We start from the raw sequence: 26,281 nt of genomic DNA, 5'->3' as shown, positions 1-26,281 counted from the left end.
GTTGCTTTTAGCCGGTGGGGACCAGCCCGGCCTCCTTGAGGCCCAGGTAGATCTTGTCGCGGGAGATGGGCAGCTCGGAGAACCGTACGCCGGTGGCGTTCCGGATGGCGTTCGCGAGCGCCGGCGCCACCGGGTTGAAGGGGCTCTCGCTCATGGACTTGGCGCCCAGCGGGCCCAGTTTGTCGCTGGTGTCGGCGAAGTACACCTCGCTGCGCGGCACGTCCGCGAAGGAGGGGATGTGGTACTGCCGGAGGATGTCCGTGGTGACGCGGCCGGCGTCGTCCACCCTGACTTCCTCGTACAGCGCGGCGCCCAGGGCCTGCGCGATGCCGCCTTCGATCTGGCCGCGGCACTGGCGCGGGTTGACCACCACGCCGGCGTCGGCCGCCTGGACGCTTTGCAGGATCCGCAGCTCACCGGTCGCGTTGTTCACGGCCACCCGGAAACCCTGGACGTTGAACGCCACGGAGCGCGGCGTTCCGCCCCAATGGCCCTCGGCGGCGAGTTCGACGCCGGCGCGTTCGGCGGCGTCGTAAATTTCCGTCAGCGGCACGCGGGTTCCCTCGCAGACCACGGCGTCCGTCTCCAGCACGCACCCGGCGGCGGGGATCTGCCGGAGTCCTGCGGCGAAGGCGCGGATGCGGACGGCGAGGTCCTCGGCGGCGGCGAGGGTGGCCTTCCCGGCCACCACGGTGCCTGCCGAGCCGAACGCACCGGAGTCGTGGTGGACGAGGTCGGTGTCGGACTGTCGCACAGTGACGCGGACGGCGGTGGTGGCCAGGGCGGTGGCGGCGAGCTGGGCGTGGACGGTGGTGGTGCCGTTGCCGAATTCGGCCGTCCCGACGGCGGCGGCGTAGGTCCCGTCCGGCAGGAGCCGGAGCCGTGAGTGGGCATAGTGGCCGCGCGGCGGAACGGTGTCGATCATGGACAGGGCGGAGCCCTCCCCCGTTACCCAGTCCGGGCCGAGGTCCTCGAGTCCGGCGGCCCGGTAGCGTTCCCGGCCGCGGTCCAGAGCATCCTGCACCAGCCGGGTGCACTGGTCCAGACCGTAGCTGCCGTAGAGCAGGTCCTCTTCGGGGTCGGGATGGGTGGAGAGCATGTCGTCGCCCTCGCGGACCATGTTGCGGCGGCGGAATTCCATGGGGTCCATGCCGATCCCGGCCGCGAGCTCGTCCATGCCGGATTCGATGGCGAAGATTACCTGGCTCAGCCCGTAGCCGCGGAACGCGCCGGACGGCACCGTGTTGGTATACACGGCGTGGGCATCCACTTTCTTGTTGGCGCAGTTGTACACGGCCAGGGATTCGCCGCAGCCGTGGAACATCACGCCCACGGAATGGTTGCCATAGGCCCCGGCGTTGGTCAGCACGTCCAGTTGCAGCGCCGTCAGTCTTCCCTCGCTGCTGGCGGCGGCCTTGAGGTGGATGGTGAACGGGTGCCGGGTGGTGGATGCCGTGAACTGCTCGGTGCGGGTGAACTCGAGCTGCACCGGGCGTCGCAGTTTCAGCGCGGCGAGGGCCACGATGTCCTCGGTGAGGACTTCCTGCTTGCCGCCGAAGCCGCCGCCAACGCGGCCGGCCACCACCCGGATCCGCTCTTCCGGCAGGCCGAAGACGCGGCCCAGGGTGCGCCGGACCAGGAAGGGCACCTGGCTGGAGGTGCGGACCTGCAGCCGTCCATCGTCATCGATCGAGGCGATGGCGGCGTGGGTCTCCAGTGCGGTGTGCTGAACCCGCTGGGTCCGGTAGGTCTGCTCGTGGATGAAGTCCGCGGTGGCGAAGGACGCGGCGACGTCGCCCAGCTCGGAGTGCAGTTCGGCCACCACGTTCTGCTCCGGCCTGCCGATGCGGGCTGTGAGGGCATCCTTGTCCCCGTGGATCGCCGGCGCACCCGGGTGCATCGCGTCTTCGGGAGTGAAGACGGCCTGCAGGACCTCGTATTCAACGGCCAGGGCGCGGACTCCGGCTTCCGCCGCGGCAACAGAAACAGCTACGACGGCGGCGACCTTTTGCCCGATGAACCGTACGACGTCGTCGAGGACCCGGGTGTCATCCGGGTCGTCGGTGTGGTTCTCGTGCTGGGCCGTGGAAAAGAGCTGGGCCGGGGCGTCCACATGGGTGAGGACGGCCACGACGCCGGGGACCTGCAACGCCGCGGACTTATCGATGGCGACCACCCGGGCGTGGGCGTGTGGGGAGCGCAGCAGCTTCAGGTGCAGCAGTCCGGGCATTTCGTCGGCGGGGACGTCCAGGGTGTAGCGGGCCTGTCCCGTGACGACGGCGAGGCTGGCGGGTGCCGGAACGTCATCGCCCATTTGTCCGGGACGCGGTGCCGGCTGGCGTGGTCCGGCGACCCCGGATCCCGGACCTGCGGCGTCGGGGTGCCCTTCCGGCCCGCAGACGGCGTCCTCGATGGCGCGGTAGCCGGTGCAGCGGCACAGATTGCCCTTGAGGTTCCGCGGCAGGTTCGCCTTCTGCTCGTCGTCGAAGGTGGCCGCCGTCATCACCATGCCCGCCGTGCAGAAACCGCACTGGAAGCCCTGCCGGTCCAGGAACTGCTGCTGCATCGGGTGGAGTGCGGCGATCCCGGCGGCGCCGCCGCCGGGGGTGTCAGGCCCGCCGGGGTCACAGGTGGCAGTCAGTCCCTCGATCGTGGTGACGGCTCGTCCCTCTGCTCGGACGGCCGGGTAGATGCAGCTGTGCACCGGGGTTCCGTCCACGTGGACAGTGCAGGCCCCGCAGTCGCCGCCGTCGCAGCCCTTCTTGACGCCGAGGGCGCCCTGTTCCCGCAGGAACGTCCGGAGGCACTGGCCCGGCCGTGGGCTGTCCGCTGCCGCAGTCCCGTTGACAACGATGCGGCTGCTGTCGGTGCGGCTGGTGTTGTTGGCCATGATCAGCGCCCTTCCTGCTGTGGCTGTTCCGGTGTTGGCGTGGTGGGGCCGGGAGTGCGCCTTGGCGGCCAGAAGTCGCCGGAGACTCGCGCCGGGGCAACCCCTTCAGGCGCAGCCAGCTCCGCCCGGATTTCCTCTGCGAGCCGGTGCGTCATGTCCTTCCGCCAGGCCGGCAGCCCGTGGATGTCATCGTGATAGAGCGCGTCCGGGATCGCAGCCTCGAGGGCGGCGGCCAGGGCCGCCGCGGAAGGGCCCGCTCCCGGGGCCGCCGTAATGCGCAGCTGCACGGGCCGTTTGGTGGCCGCCGTGACAGTGAGGACCAGTGTGCCGTCGGCGTCGGACCGTCCGATCAGCAGCGCGCCGGACCGCCCCAGGTTGCTCAGCGAGAGCCTGCGGAAGGCCACCCTTGAGGCCAGTGCCGACGCCGGGAGGTGGATGCTGCGGAGGAGCTCGCCGGGGGCCAGGCAGTTCTTCGCGTCCCCGGTAACGAACTCGGCCACCGGCACGGTGCGGCTGGCACCACCGGGGCCGAAAATGGTGGCCGTGCCGTCGAGCGCGGCACAAAGCGAGATCATGGGGCCGGCCGGCAGCGAGGTGCACAGGTTGCCGCCCACTGTGGACATGTTCCAGACCTTGAAGGAGGCCACAAAGGAGTCGCAGCAGGGACGGATCAAGTCCAGGGCCGGCCAGGCGGCTGCGCCGGCGACCACTTCACCCCGGTTCCTCCCTGCAGCAAGGGCCAGCGCGTCCGAATCCGGGAGTGCGTACAGTTGTGCCACCGTGCACGTGGCCGCGATCTCGATGCCCGAGTCGGTCACCGTGAGGGCGGCCCAGTTGGTGGCGCTGAGGTCCAGCAGCCGCCGGAGCGGCTCCTTGCCGAAGGCGAAGCTTCCGTAAGAGAACAGGACGGTGCCGCCGGCCAGCCAGGCATCCCCGTTGCGCCACTCGCCGGGATCCCCGGTGCGGACCACCGCTTCGATGGTGTTCATATCCATGGTGTCTCCTGGTGCTGCCGGGGTGAGCGGGTCGGGGTTGCGGCCTGCGGGGCCGCGGGGCTGCCGCCCCGGTCGTGGATCGGACCCGCACCGTCCTTCAGGGACATGCACTGGGCGGAGGGACTATTTGACCGGTACATTCCGGCCGAAGCTGTGCCGCCGCGGTCCGGGCCGTGTCCGCGGCGCGCCAGGACCTCCGCCATGATGGAGACCGCCACCTCGGCCGGGGTGACGGCTCCGAGGTCGAGGCCGATCGGCGAATGCAGCCGGGACAGCTCCCCGGCGGGCACCCCCACGGCGAGGAGGGATTCGGCCCGCTGCTGGTGGCTGCGCCGCGATCCCATCGCACCTATATAGGCCACCTCGAGTCCCAGAGCGGTTTCAAGCAGCGGAATGTCGAACTTGGGGTCGTGTGTGAGGATGCAGACCACGGTTCGGGCGTCGATCCTTCGCCCCGCGGCTTCCTGCGCGAGGTAGCGGTGGGGCCACGCGGTGACCACCTGGTCGGCGCCGGCGAACCTGTCCTGGGCCGCGAAAGCCGGGCGGGCATCACAGAGCGTCACGTCATATCCGAGCAGCTTGGCGGCCGGCAGCAGCGCCGCGCCGAAGTCGTTGGCGCCGAAGATCAGCAGCCGTGCCGGCGGGCGCCGGCTCTGCACCAGGAGGGTTACAGGCACGTTGTTCGTGGCCGGAGCCTCCCGGACGCCAGCCGCCGGTCCGGAGGCCCGCTCGGCTGCGGGGCCGGACAGGCAGCCGTCCTGCGGGGCGAGCCGGACCAGCCCGGTCTGTCCCCGGCGCAGCAGCGGCTCCAGCTGGGCGGCTGCGGCCTGCACGAGCGCGCGGCCCGCCAGGCCGCCCCCGCCGGACAGGCCCAGCAGCAGGGCCAGCTCGGGGCAGGTTTCGGCCTGGTAGGCGGCGGGCTCCGGGATAACGACGGCGCCGCCGCCGTGCGCGTCGACCCTGCGGATCAGTGCCACCGGCGTTGCGGGTCCGCGGGCTCCAAGGGCGGCCAGTCTTTCACGCTGCAAGGTGCCTGGTTCCGTACCCAGCGGTTCAATGTGGATTTCCAGTTCGCCGCCGCAGGTGAGCCCGGCTGCGAACGCGTCTTCGGCGCTGTAGCCGAAAACTCCACGGCGGGTGCCGCCGTCGCGCATGGCCTCCAACGCCAACTCCACCACGGCACCTTCCACGCAGCCGCCCGACAGGCTGCCCAGGACCTCGCCGGCCTCGGACACGATCATGGACGTTCCGAGCGGCCGGGGAACGGAACCTGCCGCCCCCACCACTGTGGCCACGGCGCACCCCTGCCCGCTAACGGCGGGCTGCCATTCCTGCAATGACGGCATCAGTTCCAGCATTGCTGCTCCCTCTTTCCCGGTGCGGCGATGATGTCCATATTCTTGTGCCCGTCATGGGCCGGCGGAAGGACCTTAGTAGTCAATTCGGGAATCAAGGGCATTCCATGTTGTGAACGGTTTCAGGACGGCCGGCGCCTGCGGGTCGTGAAGTTCCAGTTTGCCCACAGGCATCAGGACGTCGCGCTGGTCGTTTTCGAAGAATTCATAGAACACGGCGTCGTCGAAACCCACGGACGCGGCGTCATGCCGGTCCGCCGCGAAGACCACCCTCGCCACCCGCGCCCACAGCGCGGACGCCAAGCACATGGGGCAGGGCTCACAGCTGCTGTAAAGGATGGCTCCGGTGAGGGCGAAGGTGCCAAGTTCGCTGCACGCGCGGCGGATCGCCGTGACTTCGGCGTGGGCGGTGGGGTCGTTCAGGGCGGTGACGCGGTTGACGCCGTCGAACGCCTGTCCGTCGGCGGTGACAACGACGGCACCGAACGGTCCGCCGTTGTTCAGGACGTTGGCCGTGGCCAGCTCAATGGACCTGGCCAGATATGCCTGGGCCGTGGCGGTGGCGCTCATGATGCGGCTCCCTTGTGCTGTGGAAGCCGGTCCGACGAATGGGACGCAATGACCAGTTGCGACGGTTACCAGGCTTCAGCGCGTGCTTTTGAAGGTGTACTTGCGCCTGGTAGATAGCTTCTCCGGAGACCGGGGCCCGCCTTTGGCAAAATCCAGACTAGCAGCGAAACGTGAGCTGCGCCATAGATTTTTGGAATCTTAGTTTCGTGATGTGAAATTCTGATTTCGGAGTTTTCACATTGCGCACTGTTGACGGGCACGCCTCGGCCAACCTAGCCTGATCTCCAACCGGCGCCTTGAGCCGGACGCCTGGATCAGCAGACAGGCCCACACTGAGCTGGCTTTCGTCCCTACGCTCAGACAGGAAACCTGCCATGCCCACGCGCCCCTCCGACTCCCGCCTTTGGATCCGCAATCCCCTTGGAGCTTTCACCGCCAACGCCCTCGACGCCTCGGGCGGAATCGTGGTGAGCGGCGGAATCATCGTCGAAGTTCTGGCCGCCGGCCAGCAGCCGTCGGCACCGTGCCAGGAAACGTTCGACGGCGGCAACCACGTCCTGCTGCCCGGCCTGATCAACACCCATCACCACTTCTACCAGACGCTCACCCGGGCCTGGGGCCCGGTGGCAAATGCCCCCTTGTTCCCGTGGCTGCAGAAGCTATACCCGGTATGGGCACGGCTCACCCCGCGGGACCTGGAGCTGGCAGCCACCGTTGCCCTGGCAGAACTCCTGCTTTCCGGCTGCACCACGGCAGCGGACCACCACTACCTCTTTCCCTCCGGCCTGGAAGACGCCATCGACATCGAGGTCGGCGCGGTCCGGAAGCTGGGAATGCGGGCGACCCTCACCCGGGGGTCGATGACACTCGGGGAGGACGACGGCGGCCTGCCGCCGCAGTCCACCGTGCAGGCGGCGGACGTCATCCTGACGGACAGCGAGAGGCTCATCGGCGAGTACCACGAACGGGGCGACGGCGCCGTCATCCAGATCGCCCTCGCCCCGTGTTCACCGTTTTCCGTGACGCAGGAGATCATGTCCGACAGCGCCGCCATGGCCGAGCGTCTGGATGTCCGGCTCCACACCCATCTCGCCGAGACGCTGGATGAGGAGGAGTTCTGCCGGGAGAAATTCGGACTGCGCACCGTGGAGTACCTGGAAAGTGTCGGCTGGCTCAGCGGCAGGACCTGGCTGGGGCACGGCATTCACTTCAGCGACGCCGAGATTGCGGCGCTGGGAGCCGCAGGGACCGCCGTCGCACATTGCGCCACCTCCAATATGCGGCTGGCATCGGGCACCGCTCGGGTGATTGAGCTGGAGGATGCCGGCGTCCCGGTGGGACTGGGCGTGGATGGTTCGGCGTCGAACGATGCCTCAAACATGATCCTTGAGGCGCGGCAGGCACTGTATCTGCAGCGCCTGCGGTACGGCGCCCAGGTGCCGGTGGAACGGGCCCTGGGGTGGGCCACCCGGGGGTCGGCCGCGGCCCTCGGCCGGCCGGACCTGGGCCAACTGGCGCCCGGGATGCAGGCCGACCTGGCCCTTTTCCGGCTTGACGAGCTGCGGTTCTCCGGCAGCCACGACCCGCTGGCCGCGCTCCTGCTCTGCGGGGCGGACCGGGCCGACCGCGTCATGGTGGGGGGCCAGTGGCGCGTGGTCGACGGGCAGATCCCGGGACTGGACATCGCCGGACTCATCGCGGAGCACTCGGCGGCCGCACGGAAACTAGTGGGCGGCTAGGGAAACTAGCCGGACGGAAACCGAAGCGCGGCCGGACGGGACACCGTCAGGGGCGCCGGCGTCCGAACACTGGCAGCATCCGGAACCAGCGGGAGATGCCGCCGGATCTCCGCTCATGGTCGGCCGGGATGTAGAAGTCCGGGTCTGTGCCGCCGAACGGCAGGTACACATCTTGGCCAGCGGCCGGAAAATCAGCGGCAGCGCCCTTATCCTGCGGGTCCATCGGTTCCTCCTCGTTCCCGGCGCGGCCCCCAGTCCCTCAAGGGCCGCGCCGGGGCTGCATCCAGATTTCCACACTTTGGAAAACTTTTATTGTTATGTGGAAATCTTAGAGAGCGCTGCGACGGCGGTCAAGGGGCGGGGCGGGACCGCCGGGAGGGCTGCCAGTCACAATCCGATTTTTGCCAAAGTGATGTACACCACGCCCCCTCGGGGCTACTGTTTAAACCAATTCGTGGCGTAGGTCACGTAACCTGGGAGCAGCAGGCAGGGTTGTAATGAGCTGACGTCACTGGACGTCGGCTCTTTTTGTTGGGTCGGCTCCATCGGAAACGCGTGCGAAACACGCGCTTAATTTCAATGATGGAACCTAGGTTCCACATCACGGAAGTTGGGAATAGCCATGAGCAACAAGATCATCCTCGGCCACAACCAGTACGGAAAGGCCGAAGTCCGGGTCGTCAAAATCACCCGGGACACGGACCGCCACGAGATCGAGGACCTGAGCGTCACCTCGCAGCTCCGCGGCGATTTCGCCGCCGCACACCTTGCGGGCGACAACGGTCATGTCGTCGCCACCGACACACAGAAGAACACGATCTACGCCTTCGCCCGGGAGGGCGTCGGCTCCCCGGAAGCGTTCCTTCTGCGGTTGGGCGAGCACTTCACCTCGAGCTTCGACTGGGTCTCCGGCGGTCGGTGGGAAGCGGAGTCGTACAACTGGGACCGCATCCGGGCGCACGGCGCCGAGCACGACCACTCCTTCGTCCGCAACGGCCAGGAGGTGCGCACTGCGGTATTGGTCCGGGACGGCGCCGACGTGCACCTGATATCCGGGCTCAAGGACCTCACGGTACTCAAGTCCACGCAGTCCGGCTTTGTCGGCTACCCGCGGGACAAATACACCACCCTGCCCGAAACCACTGACCGCATCCTTGCCACGGACGTCTCCGCCCGCTGGCGCTTCAAGACCGGCACCGACTTCAGCACCACCGACTTCAACAAGAGCTACGACGACGTCAAGAGCCTGCTGCTGGAAGGGTTCAGCGAAAACTACTCCCACGCCCTGCAGCAGACCCTCTTCGACATGGGCGCCAAGGTCCTCGAGGCCCACGGAGAGATCGACGAGATCAAGTTCTCCATGCCCAACAAGCACCATTTCCTCGTCGACCTCTCGCCGTTTGGCCTCGACAACCCCAACGAGGTCTTCTTTGCCGCGGACCGGCCCTACGGCCTGATCGAGGCCACAGTCCAGCGCGAGGACGCCAGCCCCGCGGAGATCGCCTGGAGCGGTATCGCAGGATTCTGCTAGGCCGGTCCGGGAACCGCGCGCTTGCCCGGCGCGACCCCGGGTTCTTGTCCGGCCTTCCGGTGCTCCGGCACGGGAAACAGCCGGACAAGAACCCGGGGAAACGGGCCGAATTGCTTTGCCACAACTGTTAGCCAGACACCGTTAGCCAGACAAAGACGTCTGCCATGAACCAAGAAAGTCTGCCATGAACACCAAGAAGAAATTAGCCGCGACAGCGGCGCGCGCCGCTCGGTCCGGTCGCCCCGAAGACCAGCGCCTGCCGCTCGGAAGTACGTTCGCCTACGGTTTGCAGCACGTTCTCACCATGTACGGCGGAATCATCGCCCCGCCGCTGATCATTGGCGCGGCCGCCGGCATGTCGTCGCAGGACATTGGCCTGCTGATCGCCGCGTGCCTGTTCGTCGGAGGCCTCGCCACCATCCTGCAGACCATCGGCATCCCGTTCTTCGGGTCCCGGCTCCCGCTCGTGCAGGGCGTTTCGTTTGCCGGCGTGTCCACGATGGTGGCGATCGTCCACGGCGGTGGCGGCATCCAGGCCGTGTTCGGCTCCGTCATCGCGGCATCGCTGATCGGACTGCTCATCACGCCGCTGTTCTCGAAGATCATCCGATTCTTTCCCCCGGTGGTGACCGGTGTGGTCATTACCACCATCGGCCTGACGCTGATGCCGGTTGCCGCCAACTGGGCCATGGGCGGCAACAGCAAGGCGCCGGACTACGGAAGCGTGGCAAACATCGGCCTCGCCGCGGTCACCATGGCGATTGTCCTGCTGCTCAGCAAGGTAGGGAATGCCGCGATCTCGAGGCTGTCGATCCTGCTCGCGATGGTTCTGGGCACCCTGATCGCCTTCGCAGTCGGCATGGCAGATTTTTCCAAGGTGGCCCAGGGCGCAATCGTCGCCTTCCCCACACCGTTTGCTTTCGGCCCTCCCACCTTTGAGGTCGCCTCGATCATTTCGATGCTGATCGTCATCCTGGTCACCCTGACCGAAACCTCGGCCGACATCATTGCCGTGGGCGACATCGTCGGCACCAAGGTTGACTCCAAGCGGATTGGCGACGGTCTCCGGGCGGACATGCTCTCCAGCGCCATCTCGCCGCTGTTCAACTCTTTCACCCAGAGTGCCTTCGCCCAGAACGTGGGTCTGGTTGCCATCACGGGCGTCAAGAGCCGCTTCGTGGTCAGCGCCGGCGGGGTGATCCTGGTGGTCCTCGGCCTGCTTCCCGTCCTGGGTCGCGTCGTGGCCTCGGTGCCGACGCCCGTCCTGGGCGGTGCCGGCGTCGTCCTCTTCGGAACCGTCGCCGCCAGCGGCATCCGGACCCTCGCCAAAGTGGAATACCGCAACAACATGAACCTGATCGTCGTCGCGGCGTCACTGGGCTTCGGCATGATTCCGATCGCCGCACCGACCTTCTACGACAAGTTCCCCACCTGGTTCAGCACCATCTTCCACTCCGGCATCAGCTCGGCAGCCCTCATGGCCATCCTGCTGAACCTGCTCTTCAACCACTTGAAGGCCGGGAACTCCGAGAACCAGTCGGTCTTCGTGGCCGGTACCGACAGGGTCCTCCGTCAGGAAGACCTTAAATGCCTCGCCGAGGGCGACCGCTACGAGAACGGCAAACTGTTTGACTGCGACGGCAAGGAAGTTCCCGTAGAGCCGTCCAGGATTGCAGCCGACGAGCATTAGGAGCCCATCCATCCCGCACACGGCAGCGACTTGCGGGGCCTACGACCGTAGGCCCCGCAAGTCGTGCGTCCGGATCCGGACGGCGGCGTTGTGCCCCGGCGGATCAGCCCAGCTTGAGCTCGTCCGAGATCGCGCGGGCGGCCTCCCGCAGCAGCGGCACGGCCTTGTCCGCGAACGCCTGGTCCACCCGGGACACGGGCCCGGAGACGGAGATGGCGGCCGGCGTCGGGGCATCGGGGATGGCCATCGCGAAGCACCGCACCCCGACCTCCTGCTCTTCCTCGTCAATGGAGTAGCCGCGCTTGCGGATGAGCTTCAGGTCTTCCAGCAGCGTATCGACGTCGCCAATGCTCTTCGGGGTGGGGGTCGGCATCCCCTGGCGTCCGACGATGCCGCGGACCGTGTCATCGTCCAGCTGGGCCAGGATCGCCTTGCCCATGCCTGTGGCGTGCATGTAGCCGCGCTTGCCCACCTCGGTGAACATGCGCATCGAGTGCAGCGACGGCACCTGGGCGACGTAGATGACCATGTCGGAGTCCAGGACACCCATATTGGCCGTTTCACCCAGCCGGTCCACAAGCGACTTGAGCTGGGGCCTGGCCAGCGAGCCGAGCTGCTTGTTGGCCGCCTCACCCAGGCGGATCAGGCGCGGCCCCAGCGCGTAGCGGCGGTTCGGCAACTGCCGGATGTACCCCAGGGCAACAAGGGTGCGAAGGAGCCGGTGAATGGTGGGAAGGGGCAGATCGGTGGAATTGGACAGCTCGCTGAGGGTGACCTCGCCGCCCGCATCGGTAATCAGTTCCAGAAGTTCGAAGACGCGCTCAACGGACTGCACGCCTCCCGAGGGCTTATCAGCCATAAAGATTCTCTCCTGCGCGTCGGCGTCGACATTTCTTATCCACATCGTGAAATACAGCTGAAAACCAAAGATACAGCACCCTGCCACCCCGCCAATGACACGACAAGGGTTGTTTTTCCACTAAGCAGATAATAATATCCATAATACGAAAACATTCATCGAAGCGTTAGCGGCCCGTCACGGGCCATACCAGGAGGAACTCAATGGCGAACCCGAGCCCCGGAAATTCGATCACCCTGCGCGTGGAAGCGCCGTCCAGCTTCACCGCCACCAGCGAACTGGCGGCGGCAGTCGGTGCGGCAGGCGCCGCCATCACCGCCCTGGACGTCACCGAATCCCACCACGAGACGCTCGTCGTCGACGTCACCTGCAACACCACCGACGACGAGCATGCGGCCCGCGTCAAGGACGCCCTCAACGCGCTCGACGGCGTGAAGGTCCAGCATGTTTCGGACCGCACCTTCCTGATGCACCTGGGCGGGAAGCTTGAGGTGGTCCCGAAGGTGGCCCTGCGCAACCGCGACGACCTCTCCCGCGCCTACACCCCCGGCGTCGCCCGCGTCTGCCTGGCGATCGCGGAGGACCCCTCCGCCGCGAGGAACCTGACCATCAAGCGCAACACCATCGCCGTCGTCACCGACGGCTCCGCCGTCCTGGGCCTGGGAAACATCGGCCCGGCCGCTGCGCTGCCGGTGATGGAGGGCAAGGCCGCCCTCTTCAAGCAGTTCGCCAACGTCGATGCCTGGCCGGTCTGCCTGGACACCCAGGACACCGAGGAAATCATCATGATCGTCAAGGCCCTCGCCCCCGTCTACGGCGGCGTGAACCTGGAAGACATCGCCGCGCCGCGCTGCTTCGAGATTGAAAACCGGCTCCGTGCGGAACTGGACATCCCGGTCTTCCATGACGACCAGCACGGCACCGCGATCGTGACCCTCGCCGCCCTGGTCAATGCCCTGCGCGTGGTGGGCAAGAAGCTCGCCGATGTCAAGATCGTGGTATCCGGCGTCGGCGCCGCGGGCTCGGCCATCATCCAACTGCTCAAGGCCCAGGGCGCCAACCACATCATCGCGGCCGGCCGCTCCGGCGCCATCCACCACGGCGCCGAGTACGACGACGAGCACCGCTCCTGGATCGCGGCCAACACCAACGAGGCCGGCTTCTCGGGCACCCTGCACGAGGCCCTCAAGGGTGCGGACGTCTTCATCGGCGTCAGCGCCCCCAACGTGATCGGCGAGGAGCAGGTTGCCTCCATGGCCAAGGATGCGATCGTCTTTGCCATGGCCAACCCCACGCCGGAAATCGACCCAGTGATCGCGTCGAAGCACGCGGCCGTTGTGGCCACCGGCCGCAGCGACTACCCCAACCAGATCAACAACGTGCTGGCCTTCCCGGGCTTCTTCCGCGGGCTGCTCGACGCCGGCGCCTCCGACATCATCCCGGAAATGCTGGTGGCCGCCGCGAAGGCAATCGCCAACCGTGTGGCGGACGAGGAACTGAACGCCAGCTACATCATCCCCAGCGTCTTCGACCCACACGTTGCCGCCGACGTCGCCGCCGCTGTGGCCGGCGCAGCCCACGCCGCCGCCCGTGCCATCCCGGCCCACGCCTGATTCGCAGCCTAGGAAAGGACCAGAAATGGCTCTCACCGTCACCGATCCCCAGCCCATCGACCGGGCCGGGGAAATCCTGACCCCGGAGGCTCTCGCCTTCGTCGAGGAACTTCACCTCCGCTTTGCCGGAACCCGTGCCGAACTTCTCAAGGCCCGCGCCGTCAAGCGCGAGCACGTGGCCCGGACCGGCCGCCTGGATTTCCTGCCGGAGACCCGGGAAATCCGCGACGCCGACTGGAGCGTTGCGCCGGCACCTGCGGCCCTGCAGGACCGCCGGGTCGAGATGACCGGGCCGGCCGCACCGGCCAAGATGGCCATCAATGCGCTGAACTCCGGCGCGAAGGTGTGGCTCGCTGACCTCGAGGACGCCAGCACGCCCACCTGGTCCAACGTGGTCGAATCGATCCTCAACCTCCGCGACGCCGCCGAGGGAACCCTGAAGTACACCTCGCCCGAAGGCAAGGAGTACGCGCTGCGCACTGACGCCCCGCTCGCCGTCGTGGTGGCCCGGCCCCGCGGCTGGCACATGGGCGAACGGCACCTGCTGATCGGCGGGGAACACACGATCGGCGCCCTGGTGGACTTCGGCCTGCACTTCTTCCACACCGCCCAGCGGCTCCTGGAGAACGGCCACGGACCGTACTACTACCTGCCCAAGATGGAGAGCCACCTAGAGGCACGGCTGTGGAACGAGATCTTCGTCTTCGCGCAGGACTATCTCGGCATCCCGCAGGGCACGATCCGCGCCACCGTCCTGATCGAGACCATCCCGGCGGCCTTCGAGATGGACGAGATCCTCTTCGAACTCCGCGACCACGCCTCCGGCCTGAATGCCGGACGCTGGGACTACCTGTTCAGCATCATCAAGTACTTCCGGGACGCCGGCGAGAGCTTTGTCCTTCCCGACCGGGCCAGCGTCGCCATGACCGCGCCGTTCATGCGGGCCTACACCGAACTCCTGGTCAAGACCTGCCACCGCCGCGGCGCGTTCGCCATGGGCGGCATGGCAGCGGTAATCCCCAACCGGCGCGAACTCGAGGTGACCGCCCAGGCCTTCGAGAAGGTCCGGGCGGACAAGACCCGCGAGGCCAACGACGGATTCGACGGCTCCTGGGTCGCACACCCGGACCTGGTCCCGATCTGCCGCGAGGTGTTCGACTCCGTCCTGGGCGCACGGCCCAACCAACTGGACAAGCAGCGGCCCGAGGTCAGCGTCACCGCCGAGCAGCTTCTGGACATCCGTTCCGCCCAGGGCCAGGTGACCGAGGCAGGCATGCGCCTGAACCTCTACGTGGCCGTGGCCTACACCGCCGTCTGGATCTCCGGAAACGGCGCCGTGGCCATCCACAACCTGATGGAGGACGCCGCCACGGCCGAAATCTCGCGATCCCAGGTCTGGCAGCAGATCCGCAACCACTCGGTGCTCGCCGACACCGGCCGGACCGTCACCCGCGAACTGGTGTCCGCCATCCTCGCCGAGGAGACCGAGAAGCTCCGCGGCGAGGTGGGCGAGGACGCTTTTGCGAAGCACTACCTTCCGGCCAGCCGCCTGATCGGCGACATCTGCCTGTCCGAGGACTACACCGATTTCCTCACCACCCCGGCCTACGAGCTGGTGGGCTGAAGCATGGCAGCCACCTCCCCCGGCGCCGGACTACGGCCACAGGCACAGGGACAGAGCCAAGGACCGGTGACGCCGTCCCTCTCCGGGGCCGACCTCGCCAGGATTGACGCGCAACTCGCCGACACCGACCGGCTGCTGGAGCGCAACTACCCGGGCGATGACGGCTCCCGCCAGCCCGTGCACACCGTCTACGTTCCCGCCGACCGCTTCAGCCCGGAGTTCACGGCCGACTGGGGCGCCCAGGCCCTCGCCGCGGTGGACGCCCGCGGCGGCGTCGAAAGCCTGTGCGCACTGCAGGGCCAGGAGGCCGACCTGGCGGCGGCCGTCGCGCCCCGGGTCCGGGCCAAACTCTCAACCGAGCCCATCGAGGACCTCCGGCTGGACTTCGAGGACGGGTTCGGGGACCGGGGCGACGACGCCGAGGACACCGCCGCTGTTGCCGCGGGGTCCGCCGTGGCCGCCGCCGTCGCCGCCGGCACCGCGCCGCCGTTCATCGGAATCCGTTTCAAGTGCTTCGAAGCCGCCACCCGGGCCCGGGGACTGCGGACCCTGGACCTCTTCGTGTCGCAGCTGGCCGCGGCCGGCGAACTCCCGGATGGGCTCATCCTCACCCTGCCCAAGGTCACCACCGTGGCGCAGGTGGAGGCCATGGCGTTCGCCGTGTCCCGGCTCGAGGACGTCCACTCGCTCCCCGCGGGCCGGCTCCGGTTCGAGGTGCAGGTGGAAACGCCGCAGCTCATCCTGGGCCCGGACGGGACCTCGCCGGTGGCGCGCCTGCCGCACGCGGTGCCCGGCCGGATCAGCGGGCTGCACTACGGAACGTACGACTACTCCGCGTCGCTGCAGATCTCGGCCGAATACCAGTCCATGGAACATCCCGTGGCGGACTTCGCCAAGGAAGTCATGCAACTTGCCGTGGCCGGCACCGGCATCCGGCTCTCCGACGGCTCCACCAACATCATCCCGGTGGGCGACAACGTGGAACAGGCCTGGCAGCTCCACGGCCGGCTGGTCCGCCGGTCGCTGGAACGCGGCTACTACCAGGGCTGGGACCTCCACCCGGCCCAGCTGCCCAGCCGGTTTGCCGCGACCTACGCCTTCTACCGGCAAGGGCTCCCCGCTGCCGCTGCCCGGCTCCGCAATTACGTGGAACAAACCGGCGGCGGCGTCATGGATGAGCCCGCCACCGCACGCGCCCTGGCAGCCTTTGTGCTCCGCGGCGTCCAATGTGGCGCTGTCGGCGCCGATGAAGTCCTGGCGCTGGCCGACGTCGGCCTTCCCCAACTCACCGTGCTGGCCCACCCCCGGCTGGCCGCTTCTTCCACCCCCTCAGCGAAAAGGACACACCCATGAGCAACTACTTTTCACCCGAAGGCGGCCTGCCGCCGCAGACCCAGCTCCTCACCGACCGCGCCGTGGTCAAGGAGGCGTACACCGTCATCCCCAAGGGGGTGCTGCGCGATATCGTCACCAGTAACCTTCCCGGCTGGACCAACACCCGGTCCTGGATCATCGCCCGGCCCATCGCCGGCTTTGCGACGACGTTCTCGCAGCTGATTGTCGAGGTGGGCCCGGGCGGCGGCAGCGACAAGCCCGAGGCAGAGGCCGGCGTCGAAGGCGTGATCTTCCTGACCAAGGGCGAACTGACACTGACCCTCGACGGCGAAATCCACCACCTCGAAGCCGGCGGCTATGCCTACCTCGCCGCCGGCTCGGACTGGAAAGTGTCCAACGACTCCGCCGGCGAGGTCGCCAGCTTCCAGTGGATCCGCAAGGCATACGAGCCCCTGGAAGGCTTCACGGCCAAATCCTTCGTCACCCGTGACCAGGACGTCGAGCCGCGGCCCATGCCGAACACCAACGGGGCCTGGGCCACCACCCGTTTCGTGGACCCCGACGACCTCGCCCACGACATGCACGTCAACATCGTCACGTTCCAGCCCGGGGCGTCCATCCCCTTCGCCGAAACCCACGTGATGGAACACGGACTCTTCGTCCTGGAGGGCAAAGCCGTCTACCGCCTCAACGACGACTGGGTGGAAGTCGAGGCCGGCGACTTCATGTGGCTCCGCGCCTTCTGCCCCCAGGCCTGCTACGCCGGCGGCCCGGGCCCGTTCCGCTACCTGCTCTACAAGGACGTCAACCGCCAGATCCGCCTGACCTAAGGCCGGTCCGCGCCGTACCGGTGGACGCACTGCTGGTCCGCACATTGCTGCTCCAGCGAGTGCTGATCCGCGCTGTGCTGAATCACCCTGTGGAGTCCGCCCCGCCTGTCGGGGCGGACTCCTTCGTGGTTCCGGACTCTTTCGTGGTTCCGGGGCCGTGCGCGCCTCCGCACCAAATGAGGTTCCCAAGCCGGAAGCCCTTGCGGCCCGGGCGATGCTTGCTAGCCTGAGGCTGTGAAGTACGAATCCCTGTGGATCGGAATGCTCCTTGGCGCGGCCCTCGGCTTCGCCATCGGAGTCACCACCGTCGACAAGCCGTTCACAGGCCTGCTGGTCGGCCTGGGCATCGGCGCGCTCGTGGGCCTGGCAGCCCGGAAAGATCCCACGAAGCGGTAGAACCACCCTTCGCCGGATCCGCAGCACTCCCGCGCCCCTCCTCGACATACGCCGCTTGACGCGCACCCCTTGACTCTCCTGCCCTAACTTCCCTACACTTTTCATAAAGCAGAATCTAAATTCCACAAAGCGGAAATCGCAGGAGACGATCTTCAAGGCAACGAAGCCCGGGATCCAGCTCCCGCCCACACCGGAAGGAACCCACAATGACGTACACCGTGAACTGCTCCATCCTCCTGACGGAGCTCCCTCTCCTGGAACGCCCGGCCGCGGCGAAAGCCGCCGGTTTTGACGCCGTCGAATTCTGGTGGCCCTTCGAGACCTCCGTCCCTACCGACGCCCAGGTCACCCGGTTCGAGAACGCCATCACGGATGCCGGCGTGCAGCTCACCGGCCTGAACTTCAACGCCGGCGACATGCCCGCAGGAGACCGGGGCCTCGTGTCCTGGAAGGGCCGCAGCGCCGAATTCAAAGACAACATCGACGTCGTCGCCGGGATCGGCGCGCGACTCGGCTGCACCGCCTTCAACGCCCTCTACGGCAACCGCCAGGAGGAGCACTCCCCCGAGGAACAGGACGAACTGGCCGTACAGAACCTGGCCGCCGCAGCCGCCGGAGTCGCCCGGATCGGCGGAACCGTCCTGCTGGAGCCGGTCAGCGGCGCACCCCGCTACCCGCTGCTGACCGCGGCGGATGCTCTCGACGTCATCGCCCGGGTCAAGAACGAAACCGGCGCGGAGAACATCAAGCTCCTGGCCGACTTCTACCACCTGGCGGTCAACGGTGACGACGTCGCTGCCGTCATCGAAGGCCACGCCAAAGACTTCGGCCACATCCAGATCGCCGACAGCCCCGGCCGCGGTGCCCCCGGAACCGGGACCCTGCCGCTGGGCGAATGGATCACCCGCAGCCGCGAACTCGGCTACGAGGGCTACATCGGCCTTGAATACAAGGAACCGGCGGAAACCGCCTTCGCCTGGGCCATCCGCCAGCACGCCGCAGGCTAGTCCCCGCGCTAGCCTCGCAAGCTCGGCCAGGGAACCCGGCGGGCGTGGGCCCACCCACCCGCGCTAACAAGACTTCAGTAAAGGAAAAACAATGAGCAACGTTGCAGTGATCGGACTCGGCATCATGGGCCTGCCCATGGCCATCAACCTCGTCAAGGCCGGCCACACGGTCACCGGCTTCAACCGCAGCCAGGACAAAATCGACAAGCTCGTCTCCGAAGGCGGCAGCGGCGCCGGCAGCATTGCCGAGGCCGTCAAGGACGCGGACGTCGTCATCACCATGGTGCCGGACTCCCCCGATGTTGAAGGCGTCGTCGGCGGCGTCGACGGCGTGTTCGCCAATGCCAAGCAGGGCACGCTCTGGATCGACGCATCCAGCATCCGCCCCGACGTCGCCAAGCGTTTGGCCGACGACGCCAAAGCAGCCGGCATCCGCCCCCTCGATGCCCCGGTCTCCGGCGGCGAACAGGGCGCCATTGACGCCGCGCTGTCCATCATGGTGGGCGGCGACGCCGCTGACTTCGAGGCCGCCCAGGACGTCCTGACGGCCGTCGGCAAGACCATCGTCCACGTCGGCCCGTCCGGTTCAGGCCAGACCGTCAAGGCAGCCAACCAGCTGATCGTCGCGGTCAACATCGAGGTCCTGGCCGAGGCGATTGCCTTCCTCGAGGCCTACGGCGTGGACACCGACGCCGCCCTCAAGGTCCTCGGCGGCGGACTCGCCGGCTCCAAGGTCGTGGACCAGAAGGGCCAGAAGATGCTGGACCGCAACTTCGACCCCGGATTCCGCCTGGCCCTGCACCACAAGGACCTCGGCATCGTCACCTCCGCTGCCCGCGAAGCCAAGGTCGCCATCCCCCTCGGCGCCGTCGTCGCGCAGCTCGTCGCCGCCACCGTCAACCAGGGCGACGGCGGACTGGACCACTCGGGCCTCTTCAAGCAGGTCCTCCAGCTCAGCGGTCGAAAGTAACCCAGGCCGGAAGTAAGCAGCCCGGCGACAGGCCGGAACCAAGCAAAACAGGGCAACCGCCGTCGTACTTCACGACGGCGGCTCCCCCTCCACACCCAAAACAGACTTTCAAGGAGCACACCATGACGAAGATGCGCACTGTTGACGCAGCCGTCGCCATCCTGGAAAAGGAGGGCGCCACCGAGGCGTTCGGCCTGCCAGGGGCGGCAATCAACCCGTTCTATTCCGCGATGCGGGCCCACGGCGGCATCCGCCACACCCTGGCCCGCCACGTTGAAGGCGCCAGCCACATGGCCGACGGCTACTCCCGTGCGGCGGACGGCAACATCGGCATCTGCATCGGCACGTCCGGCCCCGCAGGCACGGACATGATCACCGGACTGTACGCCGCGTGGGCAGATTCCATCCCGATGCTCTGCATCACCGGCCAGGCCCCGGTCGCCAAGCTGCACAAGGAAGACTTCCAGGCCGTGGACATCGAGTCCATCGCCAAGCCCGTCACCAAGATGGCCATGACCATCCTGGAGCCCGGCCAGGTTCCCGGCGCCTTCCAGAAGGCCTTCCAGCTGATGCGCTCCGGCCGCCCGGGCCCGGTGCTGCTGGACCTGCCGATCGACGTTCAGATGGCCGAGATCGAGTTCGACATCGAGACCTACGAGCCGCTGCCCGTGGAAAAGCCGAAGGCCAGCCGCAAGCAGCTGGAAAAGGCCTTCGACATGCTGACGGCCGGCGAACGCCCGCTGATCGTGGCCGGCGGCGGGATCATCAACGCCGGCGCGTCCGAGCAACTGGTGGAACTGGCCGAACTGCTGGGCGTTCCGGTCATCCCCACCCTGATGGGCTGGGGCGCGATCCCGGACGACCACGCCTTGATGGCCGGCATGGTGGGCCTGCAGACCAGCCACCGCTACGGCAACGAGAACTACCTGCGCAGCGACTTCGTGATCGGCATCGGCAACCGCTGGGCCAACCGCCACACCGGCGGCCTGGACACCTACACGGCCGGCCGCAAATTCGTGCACATCGATATCGAGCCCACCCAGATCGGCCGCGTGTTCTCGCCTGACCTGGGCATCGCCTCCGACGCCGGCGCGGCCCTGGCAGGGCTGGTCGAACTCGCCCGCGAGCGCAAGGCTGCTGGCACCCTGCCGGACTACAGCGCCTGGGCGGCCGAGTGCGCCGGACGCAAGGCCAGCCTGCACCGCAAGACGCACTTCGAAAACATCCCGATCAAGCCGCAGCGCGTGTACGAGGAGATGAACAAGTCCTTCGGCAAGGACACCACCTACGTGTCCACCATCGGCCTGTCACAGATCGCCGGCGCCCAGATGCTGCACGTGTTCGGCCCCCGCAAGTGGATCAACGCCGGCCAGGCCGGTCCGCTGGGCTGGACCGCCCCGGCCGCCCTCGGCGTTGTCCGCGGCAAGCCGGACGAGACCGTTGTTGCCCTGTCCGGTGACTACGATTTCCAGTTCATGATCGAGGAACTGGCCGTCGGCGCGCAGTTCAACCTGCCTTACGTCCACGTGGTGGTCAACAACTCCTACCTGGGCCTGATCCGCCAGTCCCAGCGCGGCTTCAACATGGAACAGAACGTGTCCCTGGCGTTCGAGAACATCAACTCCACTGATCTCTCGGCAACGGCAAGCGGCTACGGCGTGGACCACATCAAGGTGGCCGAAGGCCTGGGCTGCAAGGCCGTCCGCGTGGAGGACCCCAACGACCTGGCGTCCGCTTTCGACAAGGCCAAGGCGCTGGCCGGCGAGTTCAAGGTTCCCGTGGTGGTGGAAGTGATCCTGGAAAAGATCACCAACATCTCCATGGGTGTGGAGATCAACGCGGTCAACGAGTTCGAGGCCCTGGCCGAGACCTCCGAAGACGCCCCCACCGCCATCCTGGCGATGCAGGCCTGAGATGAAGGTGGTCATAGCGCCGGACAAGTTCAAAGGCTCGCTCTCCGCCCCGGACGTTGCCCGGCACGTTGAAACTGGGCTCCAACGCGCCTGTGGCGGCAACCTTGAGGTACTCAGGATTCCCGTGGCCGACGGCGGCGAGGGCACCCTCGATGCCGCCGTCGGCTCCGGCTTCGCCCGCCGGAGCGCCGTCGTCAGCGGCCCCACCGGTGAGCCGGTCCGCGCGGACTTCGCCGTCCGCGGTCGCGTTGCCGTCATCGAGATGGCCACCGCCTCCGGGCTCGCCCTGCTGCCCGGCAGCCCCGCCGGTGCCGTGCCGGATTCGGCGAGCGCCACCGGCGCCAGCAGCTTGGGCACCGGCGAACTGATCCGCGCAGCGCTCGACGCCGGGTGCCGGCAGATCATCCTCGGGGTCGGCGGGAGCGCCAACACCGACGGCGGCGCCGGCGTCCTGCAGGGTCTCGGCGCGCGGTTGCTCGACGCCGACGGCCGTGAACTGCCGCTCGGCGGGGCTGCCCTGGCCCGGCTGGCCTGGATCGACTTCTCCGGGTTCGACTCCCGTCTGGACGAGGCACGCTTCGTGCTCGCCAGCGACGTCGACAACCCGTTGCTCGGACCGGCCGGCGCCGCACGCATCTTCGGCCCGCAAAAGGGCGCCACCCCCGCCGACGTCGTGTTCCTGGATGCAGCATTGGCCCACTTCGTGGAGGTCCTGACATCCGAGATCGGCCCCCGGGCGCTCCGGGCAGCCGAGGCTCCGGGCGCGGGCGCAGCCGGCGGCGTGGGCTACGCGGCGATCGCGGCACTGGCCGCGACTCGCCGGCCGGGCATCGACGTCGTCCTCGAATTCACCGGACTGGCAGAACGGCTGTCCGGCGCGGACTTGGTGATCACCGGCGAAGGCAGCCTGGACGAACAGACTCTGCTGGGCAAGACTCCCGCGGGCGTTGCCCGGGCGGCCCGGCGCGCCGGGGTCCCGGTGGTCGCGGTCTGCGGCCGCACCACCCTGACACCGGAACAGCAGGAGGAATCCGGATTCCGGCAGGTCTACCCGCTGACTTCGCTGGAGGCCAAGGTAGAAACTTGTATAGCCGAAGCAGGTCCTCTGCTTGAACAATTGGGAAAGCGCATCGGCGCTGAACTGCCGGGCCTGGTCCCGGCCAGCACCGCACCAGCGAAAAGTGCCCGCACCAAGGAGCCCCTCAATGTCTGAAGAACGCTTTAACCTCGTCATCCGGGGCCGGCGCATCCTCACCACCGCCGGCATCGCCGCGCGTGAAGTGGGCGTGCGCGGCGGCAAGATCGTCGCGATCGAGCCCCTGGGCAACGGGCTTGCCGGCGCGGAAGTGATTGAGCTCGCCGACGACGAAACCCTGCTGCCGGGCCTCGTGGACACCCACGTCCACGTCAACGAGCCCGGCCGCACCGAATGGGAAGGCTTCGCCTCCGCCACCCGGGCAGCCGCGGCCGGCGGCGTGACCACCATCATCGACATGCCGCTGAATTCCATCCCGCCCACCACCACCGTCGAAGGGCTCAAGCTCAAGCGTGAGGTGGCCGAGGACCAGGCGTTCGTGGACGTCGGGTTCTGGGGCGGTGCCGTGCCGGGGAACAAGGCCGAGCTGCGCGGCCTCCACGACGAGGGCGTGTTCGGTTTCAAGTGCTTCCTGCTGCACTCGGGCGTGGACGAGTTCCCGCACCTGGACGCTGACGAGATGGAAGAGGACATGGCCGAGCTCAAGACCTTTGACTCGCTCATGATCGTCCATGCCGAGGACTCGCACGCGATCGACCGGGCACCCCACCCGGGCGGCGACCATTACTCGACGTTCCTGGCTTCCCGCCCCCGCGGCGCCGAGAACAAGGCCATCGCCGAGGTCATCGAACGGGCCCGCTGGACCGGCGCCCGCGCCCACATCCTGCACCTCTCGTCCTCCGACGCCCTACCCATGATCGCCTCCGCCAAGCGCGACGGCGTCCACCTCACGGTGGAGACCTGCCCGCATTACCTGACCCTGATGGCCGAGGAAATCCCCGACGGGGCCACCGCCTACAAGTGCTGCCCGCCGATCCGCGAGGCCTCCAACCGGGAACTGCTCTGGGCTGGTCTGCAGGACGGCACCATTGACTGCATCGTCTCGGACCACTCCCCGTCCACCCTTGACCTGAAAGATCTGGAGAACGGGGACTTCGCGGTGGCCTGGGGCGGCGTTTCCTCGCTGCAGCTGGGCCTGTCCCTGATCTGGACCGAGGCCCGGCACCGCGGCATCCCCCTGGAGCAGGTGGTCTCGTGGATGGCCGAGAAGCCGGCCGCACTGGCACGCCTCTCCAACAAGGGCCAGCTCGCGCTGGGGTACGACGCCGACTTCGCCGTCTTTGCCCCGGACGAGGCGTACGTCGTGGATGTCTCCAAGCTCAAGCACAAGAACCCGATCACCCCGTATGACGGCAAGGCGCTCTCCGGCGTTGTCCGGCAGACCTACCTCCGCGGCACCCTGGTTGACGGCCGGACTCCGACCGGCAAGCTGATCCGCCGCGGCGGCGTATGAGCCAGCCGGCCGCGGCCGGCCCGGCACACGCCGCTTACGGACAGCGCGGCCCGGTTGGCCGGACCGGGCATGTCGGCCGGGTCGGACGGCCTGGACAGATCGGACGGCCTGGACAGGCCGGCCTCACCGCGAAGGGGCTGGCCGTCTGGGTCACCCTGCCGGACAACGCCGACTGTGACCCGGCGGCCCTGGCCCGGGCGGCCGAACTCGTGCTTGGCCGCGCCCTCAGATGTGCCCCGGAGGCGGAAGTCCACTTTAGGCCCGCCGCCGGGGCAGCAACGTCCGCCGTCGTCCGGTCCCCCGGCGAGGACGGCACCCCGGCGGGAATCGCACCGGAGGTTCCCGCCGGAGCCGAACTTCTGTCTGCCAGGGCTGGGGACGACGACGGGGCCTCAGTCGGCGGCGGGGCGCCGGTGGCGCCCGCCCCCGGGAACATCACCCGGCTCGCCGTCGACCTCGCAGCCGGGGACGCCAGGCTCGACGGCGAGCGCGTGCCCCTGACGGACGTGGAGTTCGCCCTCCTGAGATGCCTCGTGCAGAACTGCTCCCGCACGGTAACCCGGCAGGAACTGCAGCATTGCCTCGACGCGTTCGACACCCCTGGTGCGGCCACCCGGTCTATCGATGTGTACGTCGGCCGGGTGCGCCGGAAGCTCAAGGGCTGCCGGCACGCCGTCGTCACCGTCCGCAGCGGCGGCTACCGCTTCGTCCCCGGTCCGCTGGCGACCGTCCGCGGACCGGCGGAATACACCATCTGACCCCCGCTGTGGCCACCATCCCGACCCTCGATCGAAGGAACTTCATGCAATCCACCGTGACCACCAAGCTGCACGCCACCACCAGGCTGAAGACCGGCGCTCCGGCCCCCGGGTTCACGCTGTCCGACTCCGCGGGCCGCCGGATTTCCCTGGCCGATTACCGCGGCAAGAACGTCATTGTCTACTTCTACCCGCGCGCCGCCACCCCCGGCTGCACCACGCAGGCCTGCGACTTCCGCGACAGCCTTGCCGCCCTCCAAGGCGCGGGATTCGAAGTCCTGGGCATCTCCCCCGATGCACGGGAGGCCCTGTCCGCCTTCGCCGCCGAGCATGCCCTGACCTTCCCGCTGCTCGCGGACGAAGACCACGCCACAGCCCTGGCGTACGGGGCCTGGGGCGAGAAGCTGGTGGACGGCGAAGTCCGCGAAGGAACCCTCAGGTCCACCGTGGTGGTCGGTCCCGACGGCAACGTGGTCCTGGCCCAGTACCAGGTCAGCGCGCAGGGCCACGTGCGGGCTCTCCGCGAGGAGCTGGGCGTCTAAGCGCCGGAGGCCCGCTCCGCGCCGCGTTCGGTTTTCTGCCACGGTTTCGGACAGAGGCGCCGCGGATCCGCGGTGCGGTCGTCTGATTCCGCCGCGGATTTCCGAAGACGCCGCACGTTCTGTCACGGGCGGCCTAGAAGAGGGCGCCCGTCACGGCCTGCGTCAGCTGATGGATCACCTCGGTGCGTTCCGGGACGTCGCTCAGGCTCTGGCCCTTGGTGTAGATGACCAGCGCGTAGGCCGTGCCGTCCTTGGTGAGGATGCCGGCGTCGTGCAGTTCATCGTCCAGGAGCCCGTACTTGTGGAACACCGTGATCCCATCCGGCACGGCGGCGGGAATGAGCGTCTCGTAGTTGGTGTCCTGCATGTAGGACAGCAGCTGCGCGGTGTCCTCGGCGTTGAGGAGCGTTCCGGAATAGACCCCGGACAGGATGCCGGCCATTTCCGCCGGGGTCAGCGTGTTGGTTTCCGGATCGTAGGTCACGCCCAGCGACGCCGCGTACTCCGTCAGCTCCTCGTGGCCCACGGCATCCATGATCAGCGACCACGAGTCGTTGTCGCTCTGCTGGATCATTTCGCGCAGCTGGAACCCGGCGGTGTAGTCGCCCAACGGGTCATCGAGGCTGGCGGCGCCGGTTTCGACCAGGTGGTAGTAGGCCGCGGCGGCCAGGACTTTGGCGGTACTGGCCGCCACGAATTGCTCCCGGACGCCGTATTCGTGGACGTCTGCGGGGTCCGCGCCGGACGACACGTCGATCAGCGCCACGCCGATCTGGTACTGGCTGTTGGCGTCGATAATGGCCTGGATTTTCGCGTCCAGTGCGGCGTCGACGGATCCTGCCGCCGCGGCGGATGCCGGGGCCGACGCGGCGGGACCGGCCGACGGCGATGCGCTGCCGCCTGCTGCCGCGCTGGCGGCCGGGCTGGCCGCGGACGCTCCGGGAGCGGCGGTCGTCGTCGTTCGTGCCTCCGCGGCTGAGAAGATGCCGGCGGCCAGAGCGACGGCTAGCACTGCGGCACAGGCCGCCGCGATCAGGGTCCGTAGCCGGACGGCCGCCCGACGCGGTTTACTGCCCGTCGCGGGCCGGGGTCCGATTCGTTGCTGGCGTGGCGTG

The 26,281-nt window shown here is 67.9% G+C and carries 22 protein-coding genes; 15 read left to right on the top strand and 7 right to left on the bottom strand.

Annotation, left to right across the window (positions count from 1 at the left end; all coding sequences use genetic code 11):
- Positions 1-7 precede the first annotated feature (7 nt).
- From BLR03_RS12060 to BLR03_RS12045, 4 genes are all read right to left on the bottom strand, one after another.
- On the bottom strand, positions 8-2,890 hold the full coding sequence (locus BLR03_RS12060) for a molybdopterin-dependent oxidoreductase (RefSeq protein ID WP_091252828.1): 2,883 nt from the start codon (positions 2,888-2,890) through the stop codon (positions 8-10).
- 2 nt (positions 2,891-2,892) lie between these two features.
- The gene (locus tag BLR03_RS12055; RefSeq protein WP_091252826.1) at positions 2,893-3,885 is read right to left on the bottom strand and encodes an FAD binding domain-containing protein; all 993 of its coding nucleotides are present in this window, start codon (positions 3,883-3,885) and stop codon (positions 2,893-2,895) included.
- Positions 3,876-5,243, bottom strand: coding sequence for an XdhC family protein (locus BLR03_RS12050; protein WP_091252824.1), 1,368 nt, complete (start codon positions 5,241-5,243; stop codon positions 3,876-3,878). Before BLR03_RS12050 ends, BLR03_RS12055 begins: the two co-directional genes overlap by 10 nt.
- A gap of 72 nt (positions 5,244-5,315) precedes the next feature.
- Positions 5,316-5,810 (bottom strand): nucleoside deaminase, encoded by a 495-nt coding sequence (locus BLR03_RS12045; protein WP_091252822.1) that lies wholly within the window; start codon positions 5,808-5,810, stop codon positions 5,316-5,318.
- A gap of 374 nt (positions 5,811-6,184) precedes the next feature.
- Here BLR03_RS12045 and BLR03_RS12040 point away from each other — a divergent pair, with 374 nt between their 5' ends.
- Positions 6,185-7,549 carry an 8-oxoguanine deaminase gene (locus BLR03_RS12040; protein ID WP_091252821.1) on the top strand — a complete coding sequence of 455 codons (1,365 nt, stop codon included), beginning with the start codon at positions 6,185-6,187 and terminating at the stop codon, positions 7,547-7,549.
- A 46-nt stretch (positions 7,550-7,595) separates the two neighbouring features.
- Here BLR03_RS12040 and BLR03_RS24400 read toward each other — a convergent pair whose 3' ends face one another.
- Complete coding sequence (locus BLR03_RS24400) at positions 7,596-7,772, bottom strand: hypothetical protein (RefSeq protein ID WP_175460516.1); 177 nt, start codon at positions 7,770-7,772, stop codon at positions 7,596-7,598.
- A 399-nt stretch (positions 7,773-8,171) separates the two neighbouring features.
- Between BLR03_RS24400 and pucL the strand changes: the two genes are divergently transcribed.
- Positions 8,172-9,080 (top strand): factor-independent urate hydroxylase, encoded by a 909-nt coding sequence (gene pucL, locus BLR03_RS12035; RefSeq protein ID WP_091252819.1) that lies wholly within the window; start codon positions 8,172-8,174, stop codon positions 9,078-9,080.
- Between the two features lie 184 nt (positions 9,081-9,264).
- Complete coding sequence (locus BLR03_RS12030) at positions 9,265-10,770, top strand: nucleobase:cation symporter-2 family protein (protein ID WP_091252818.1); 1,506 nt, start codon at positions 9,265-9,267, stop codon at positions 10,768-10,770.
- Between the two features lie 103 nt (positions 10,771-10,873).
- Here the strand turns inward: BLR03_RS12030 and BLR03_RS12025 are convergent, their stop codons facing one another.
- Entirely contained in the window at positions 10,874-11,629 is a 756-nt protein-coding gene (locus BLR03_RS12025) for an IclR family transcriptional regulator (RefSeq protein WP_091252816.1), read from the bottom strand.
- A gap of 203 nt (positions 11,630-11,832) precedes the next feature.
- On the opposite strand from BLR03_RS12025, the gene BLR03_RS12020 reads away from it, so the two are divergent.
- From BLR03_RS12020 to bcp, 12 genes are all read left to right on the top strand, one after another.
- Complete coding sequence (locus BLR03_RS12020) at positions 11,833-13,242, top strand: NAD-dependent malic enzyme (protein WP_091252815.1); 1,410 nt, start codon at positions 11,833-11,835, stop codon at positions 13,240-13,242.
- A 25-nt stretch (positions 13,243-13,267) separates the two neighbouring features.
- A complete protein-coding gene (aceB, locus tag BLR03_RS12015; protein ID WP_091252814.1) occupies positions 13,268-14,866 on the top strand; it encodes a malate synthase A in 1,599 nt (532 codons plus the stop codon).
- A gap of 66 nt (positions 14,867-14,932) precedes the next feature.
- On the top strand, positions 14,933-16,219 hold the full coding sequence (locus tag BLR03_RS12010; protein ID WP_091252813.1) for a DUF6986 family protein: 1,287 nt from the start codon (positions 14,933-14,935) through the stop codon (positions 16,217-16,219).
- The gene (locus BLR03_RS12005) at positions 16,216-17,031 is read left to right on the top strand and encodes a bifunctional allantoicase/(S)-ureidoglycine aminohydrolase (protein WP_091252811.1); all 816 of its coding nucleotides are present in this window, start codon (positions 16,216-16,218) and stop codon (positions 17,029-17,031) included. The genes BLR03_RS12010 and BLR03_RS12005 overlap by 4 nt, the downstream gene beginning before the upstream one ends.
- A 234-nt stretch (positions 17,032-17,265) precedes the next feature.
- On the top strand, positions 17,266-17,427 hold the full coding sequence (locus BLR03_RS24395; RefSeq protein ID WP_175460505.1) for a hypothetical protein: 162 nt from the start codon (positions 17,266-17,268) through the stop codon (positions 17,425-17,427).
- Positions 17,428-17,633: 206 nt separating this feature from the next.
- Entirely contained in the window at positions 17,634-18,434 is an 801-nt protein-coding gene (locus BLR03_RS12000; RefSeq protein ID WP_091252810.1) for a hydroxypyruvate isomerase family protein, read from the top strand.
- Between the two features lie 91 nt (positions 18,435-18,525).
- A complete protein-coding gene (locus tag BLR03_RS11995; RefSeq protein WP_091252809.1) occupies positions 18,526-19,404 on the top strand; it encodes a 2-hydroxy-3-oxopropionate reductase in 879 nt (292 codons plus the stop codon).
- A 122-nt stretch (positions 19,405-19,526) separates the two neighbouring features.
- Positions 19,527-21,317: a glyoxylate carboligase gene (gcl, locus tag BLR03_RS11990; protein ID WP_091252808.1), complete on the top strand. Its 1,791-nt coding sequence runs from the start codon at positions 19,527-19,529 to the stop codon at positions 21,315-21,317.
- A gap of 1 nt (position 21,318) precedes the next feature.
- On the top strand, positions 21,319-22,530 hold the full coding sequence (locus tag BLR03_RS11985; RefSeq protein WP_091252807.1) for a glycerate kinase: 1,212 nt from the start codon (positions 21,319-21,321) through the stop codon (positions 22,528-22,530).
- A complete protein-coding gene (gene allB, locus BLR03_RS11980; RefSeq protein ID WP_091252806.1) occupies positions 22,523-23,866 on the top strand; it encodes an allantoinase AllB in 1,344 nt (447 codons plus the stop codon). The genes BLR03_RS11985 and allB overlap by 8 nt, the downstream gene beginning before the upstream one ends.
- The gene (locus BLR03_RS11975) at positions 23,863-24,624 is read left to right on the top strand and encodes a winged helix-turn-helix domain-containing protein (RefSeq protein ID WP_091252805.1); all 762 of its coding nucleotides are present in this window, start codon (positions 23,863-23,865) and stop codon (positions 24,622-24,624) included. The genes allB and BLR03_RS11975 overlap by 4 nt, the downstream gene beginning before the upstream one ends.
- Positions 24,625-24,668: 44 nt before the next feature.
- Entirely contained in the window at positions 24,669-25,166 is a 498-nt protein-coding gene (bcp, locus tag BLR03_RS11970) for a thioredoxin-dependent thiol peroxidase (RefSeq protein WP_091252804.1), read from the top strand.
- A 133-nt stretch (positions 25,167-25,299) separates the two neighbouring features.
- Here bcp and BLR03_RS11965 read toward each other — a convergent pair whose 3' ends face one another.
- A complete protein-coding gene (locus tag BLR03_RS11965) occupies positions 25,300-26,178 on the bottom strand; it encodes a serine hydrolase (protein WP_254788437.1) in 879 nt (292 codons plus the stop codon).
- Between the last annotated feature and the right edge of the window lie 103 nt (positions 26,179-26,281).

It is taken from the genome of Arthrobacter sp. ok909, assembly GCF_900104405.1.
In the GTDB taxonomy this organism is placed as follows: Bacteria; Actinomycetota; Actinomycetes; order Actinomycetales; family Micrococcaceae; genus Arthrobacter; species Arthrobacter humicola.
This window is presented reverse-complemented; position numbering and strand designations above follow the sequence as displayed.

Coding starts and splice junctions, on each gene's coding strand:
- BLR03_RS12060 (WP_091252828.1), bottom strand. CDS start 2,890: ATGGCCAACAACACCAGCCGCACCGACAGCAGCCGCATCGTTGTCAAC.
- BLR03_RS12055 (WP_091252826.1), bottom strand. CDS start 3,885: ATGGATATGAACACCATCGAAGCGGTGGTCCGCACCGGGGATCCCGGC.
- BLR03_RS12050 (WP_091252824.1), bottom strand. CDS start 5,243: ATGCTGGAACTGATGCCGTCATTGCAGGAATGGCAGCCCGCCGTTAGC.
- BLR03_RS12045 (WP_091252822.1), bottom strand. CDS start 5,810: ATGAGCGCCACCGCCACGGCCCAGGCATATCTGGCCAGGTCCATTGAG.
- BLR03_RS12040 (WP_091252821.1), top strand. CDS start 6,185: ATGCCCACGCGCCCCTCCGACTCCCGCCTTTGGATCCGCAATCCCCTT.
- BLR03_RS24400 (WP_175460516.1), bottom strand. CDS start 7,772: ATGGACCCGCAGGATAAGGGCGCTGCCGCTGATTTTCCGGCCGCTGGC.
- pucL (WP_091252819.1), top strand. CDS start 8,172: ATGAGCAACAAGATCATCCTCGGCCACAACCAGTACGGAAAGGCCGAA.
- BLR03_RS12030 (WP_091252818.1), top strand. CDS start 9,265: ATGAACACCAAGAAGAAATTAGCCGCGACAGCGGCGCGCGCCGCTCGG.
- BLR03_RS12025 (WP_091252816.1), bottom strand. CDS start 11,629: ATGGCTGATAAGCCCTCGGGAGGCGTGCAGTCCGTTGAGCGCGTCTTC.
- BLR03_RS12020 (WP_091252815.1), top strand. CDS start 11,833: ATGGCGAACCCGAGCCCCGGAAATTCGATCACCCTGCGCGTGGAAGCG.
- aceB (WP_091252814.1), top strand. CDS start 13,268: ATGGCTCTCACCGTCACCGATCCCCAGCCCATCGACCGGGCCGGGGAA.
- BLR03_RS12005 (WP_091252811.1), top strand. CDS start 16,216: ATGAGCAACTACTTTTCACCCGAAGGCGGCCTGCCGCCGCAGACCCAG.
- BLR03_RS12000 (WP_091252810.1), top strand. CDS start 17,634: ATGACGTACACCGTGAACTGCTCCATCCTCCTGACGGAGCTCCCTCTC.
- BLR03_RS11995 (WP_091252809.1), top strand. CDS start 18,526: ATGAGCAACGTTGCAGTGATCGGACTCGGCATCATGGGCCTGCCCATG.
- gcl (WP_091252808.1), top strand. CDS start 19,527: ATGACGAAGATGCGCACTGTTGACGCAGCCGTCGCCATCCTGGAAAAG.
- BLR03_RS11985 (WP_091252807.1), top strand. CDS start 21,319: ATGAAGGTGGTCATAGCGCCGGACAAGTTCAAAGGCTCGCTCTCCGCC.
- allB (WP_091252806.1), top strand. CDS start 22,523: ATGTCTGAAGAACGCTTTAACCTCGTCATCCGGGGCCGGCGCATCCTC.
- BLR03_RS11975 (WP_091252805.1), top strand. CDS start 23,863: ATGAGCCAGCCGGCCGCGGCCGGCCCGGCACACGCCGCTTACGGACAG.
- bcp (WP_091252804.1), top strand. CDS start 24,669: ATGCAATCCACCGTGACCACCAAGCTGCACGCCACCACCAGGCTGAAG.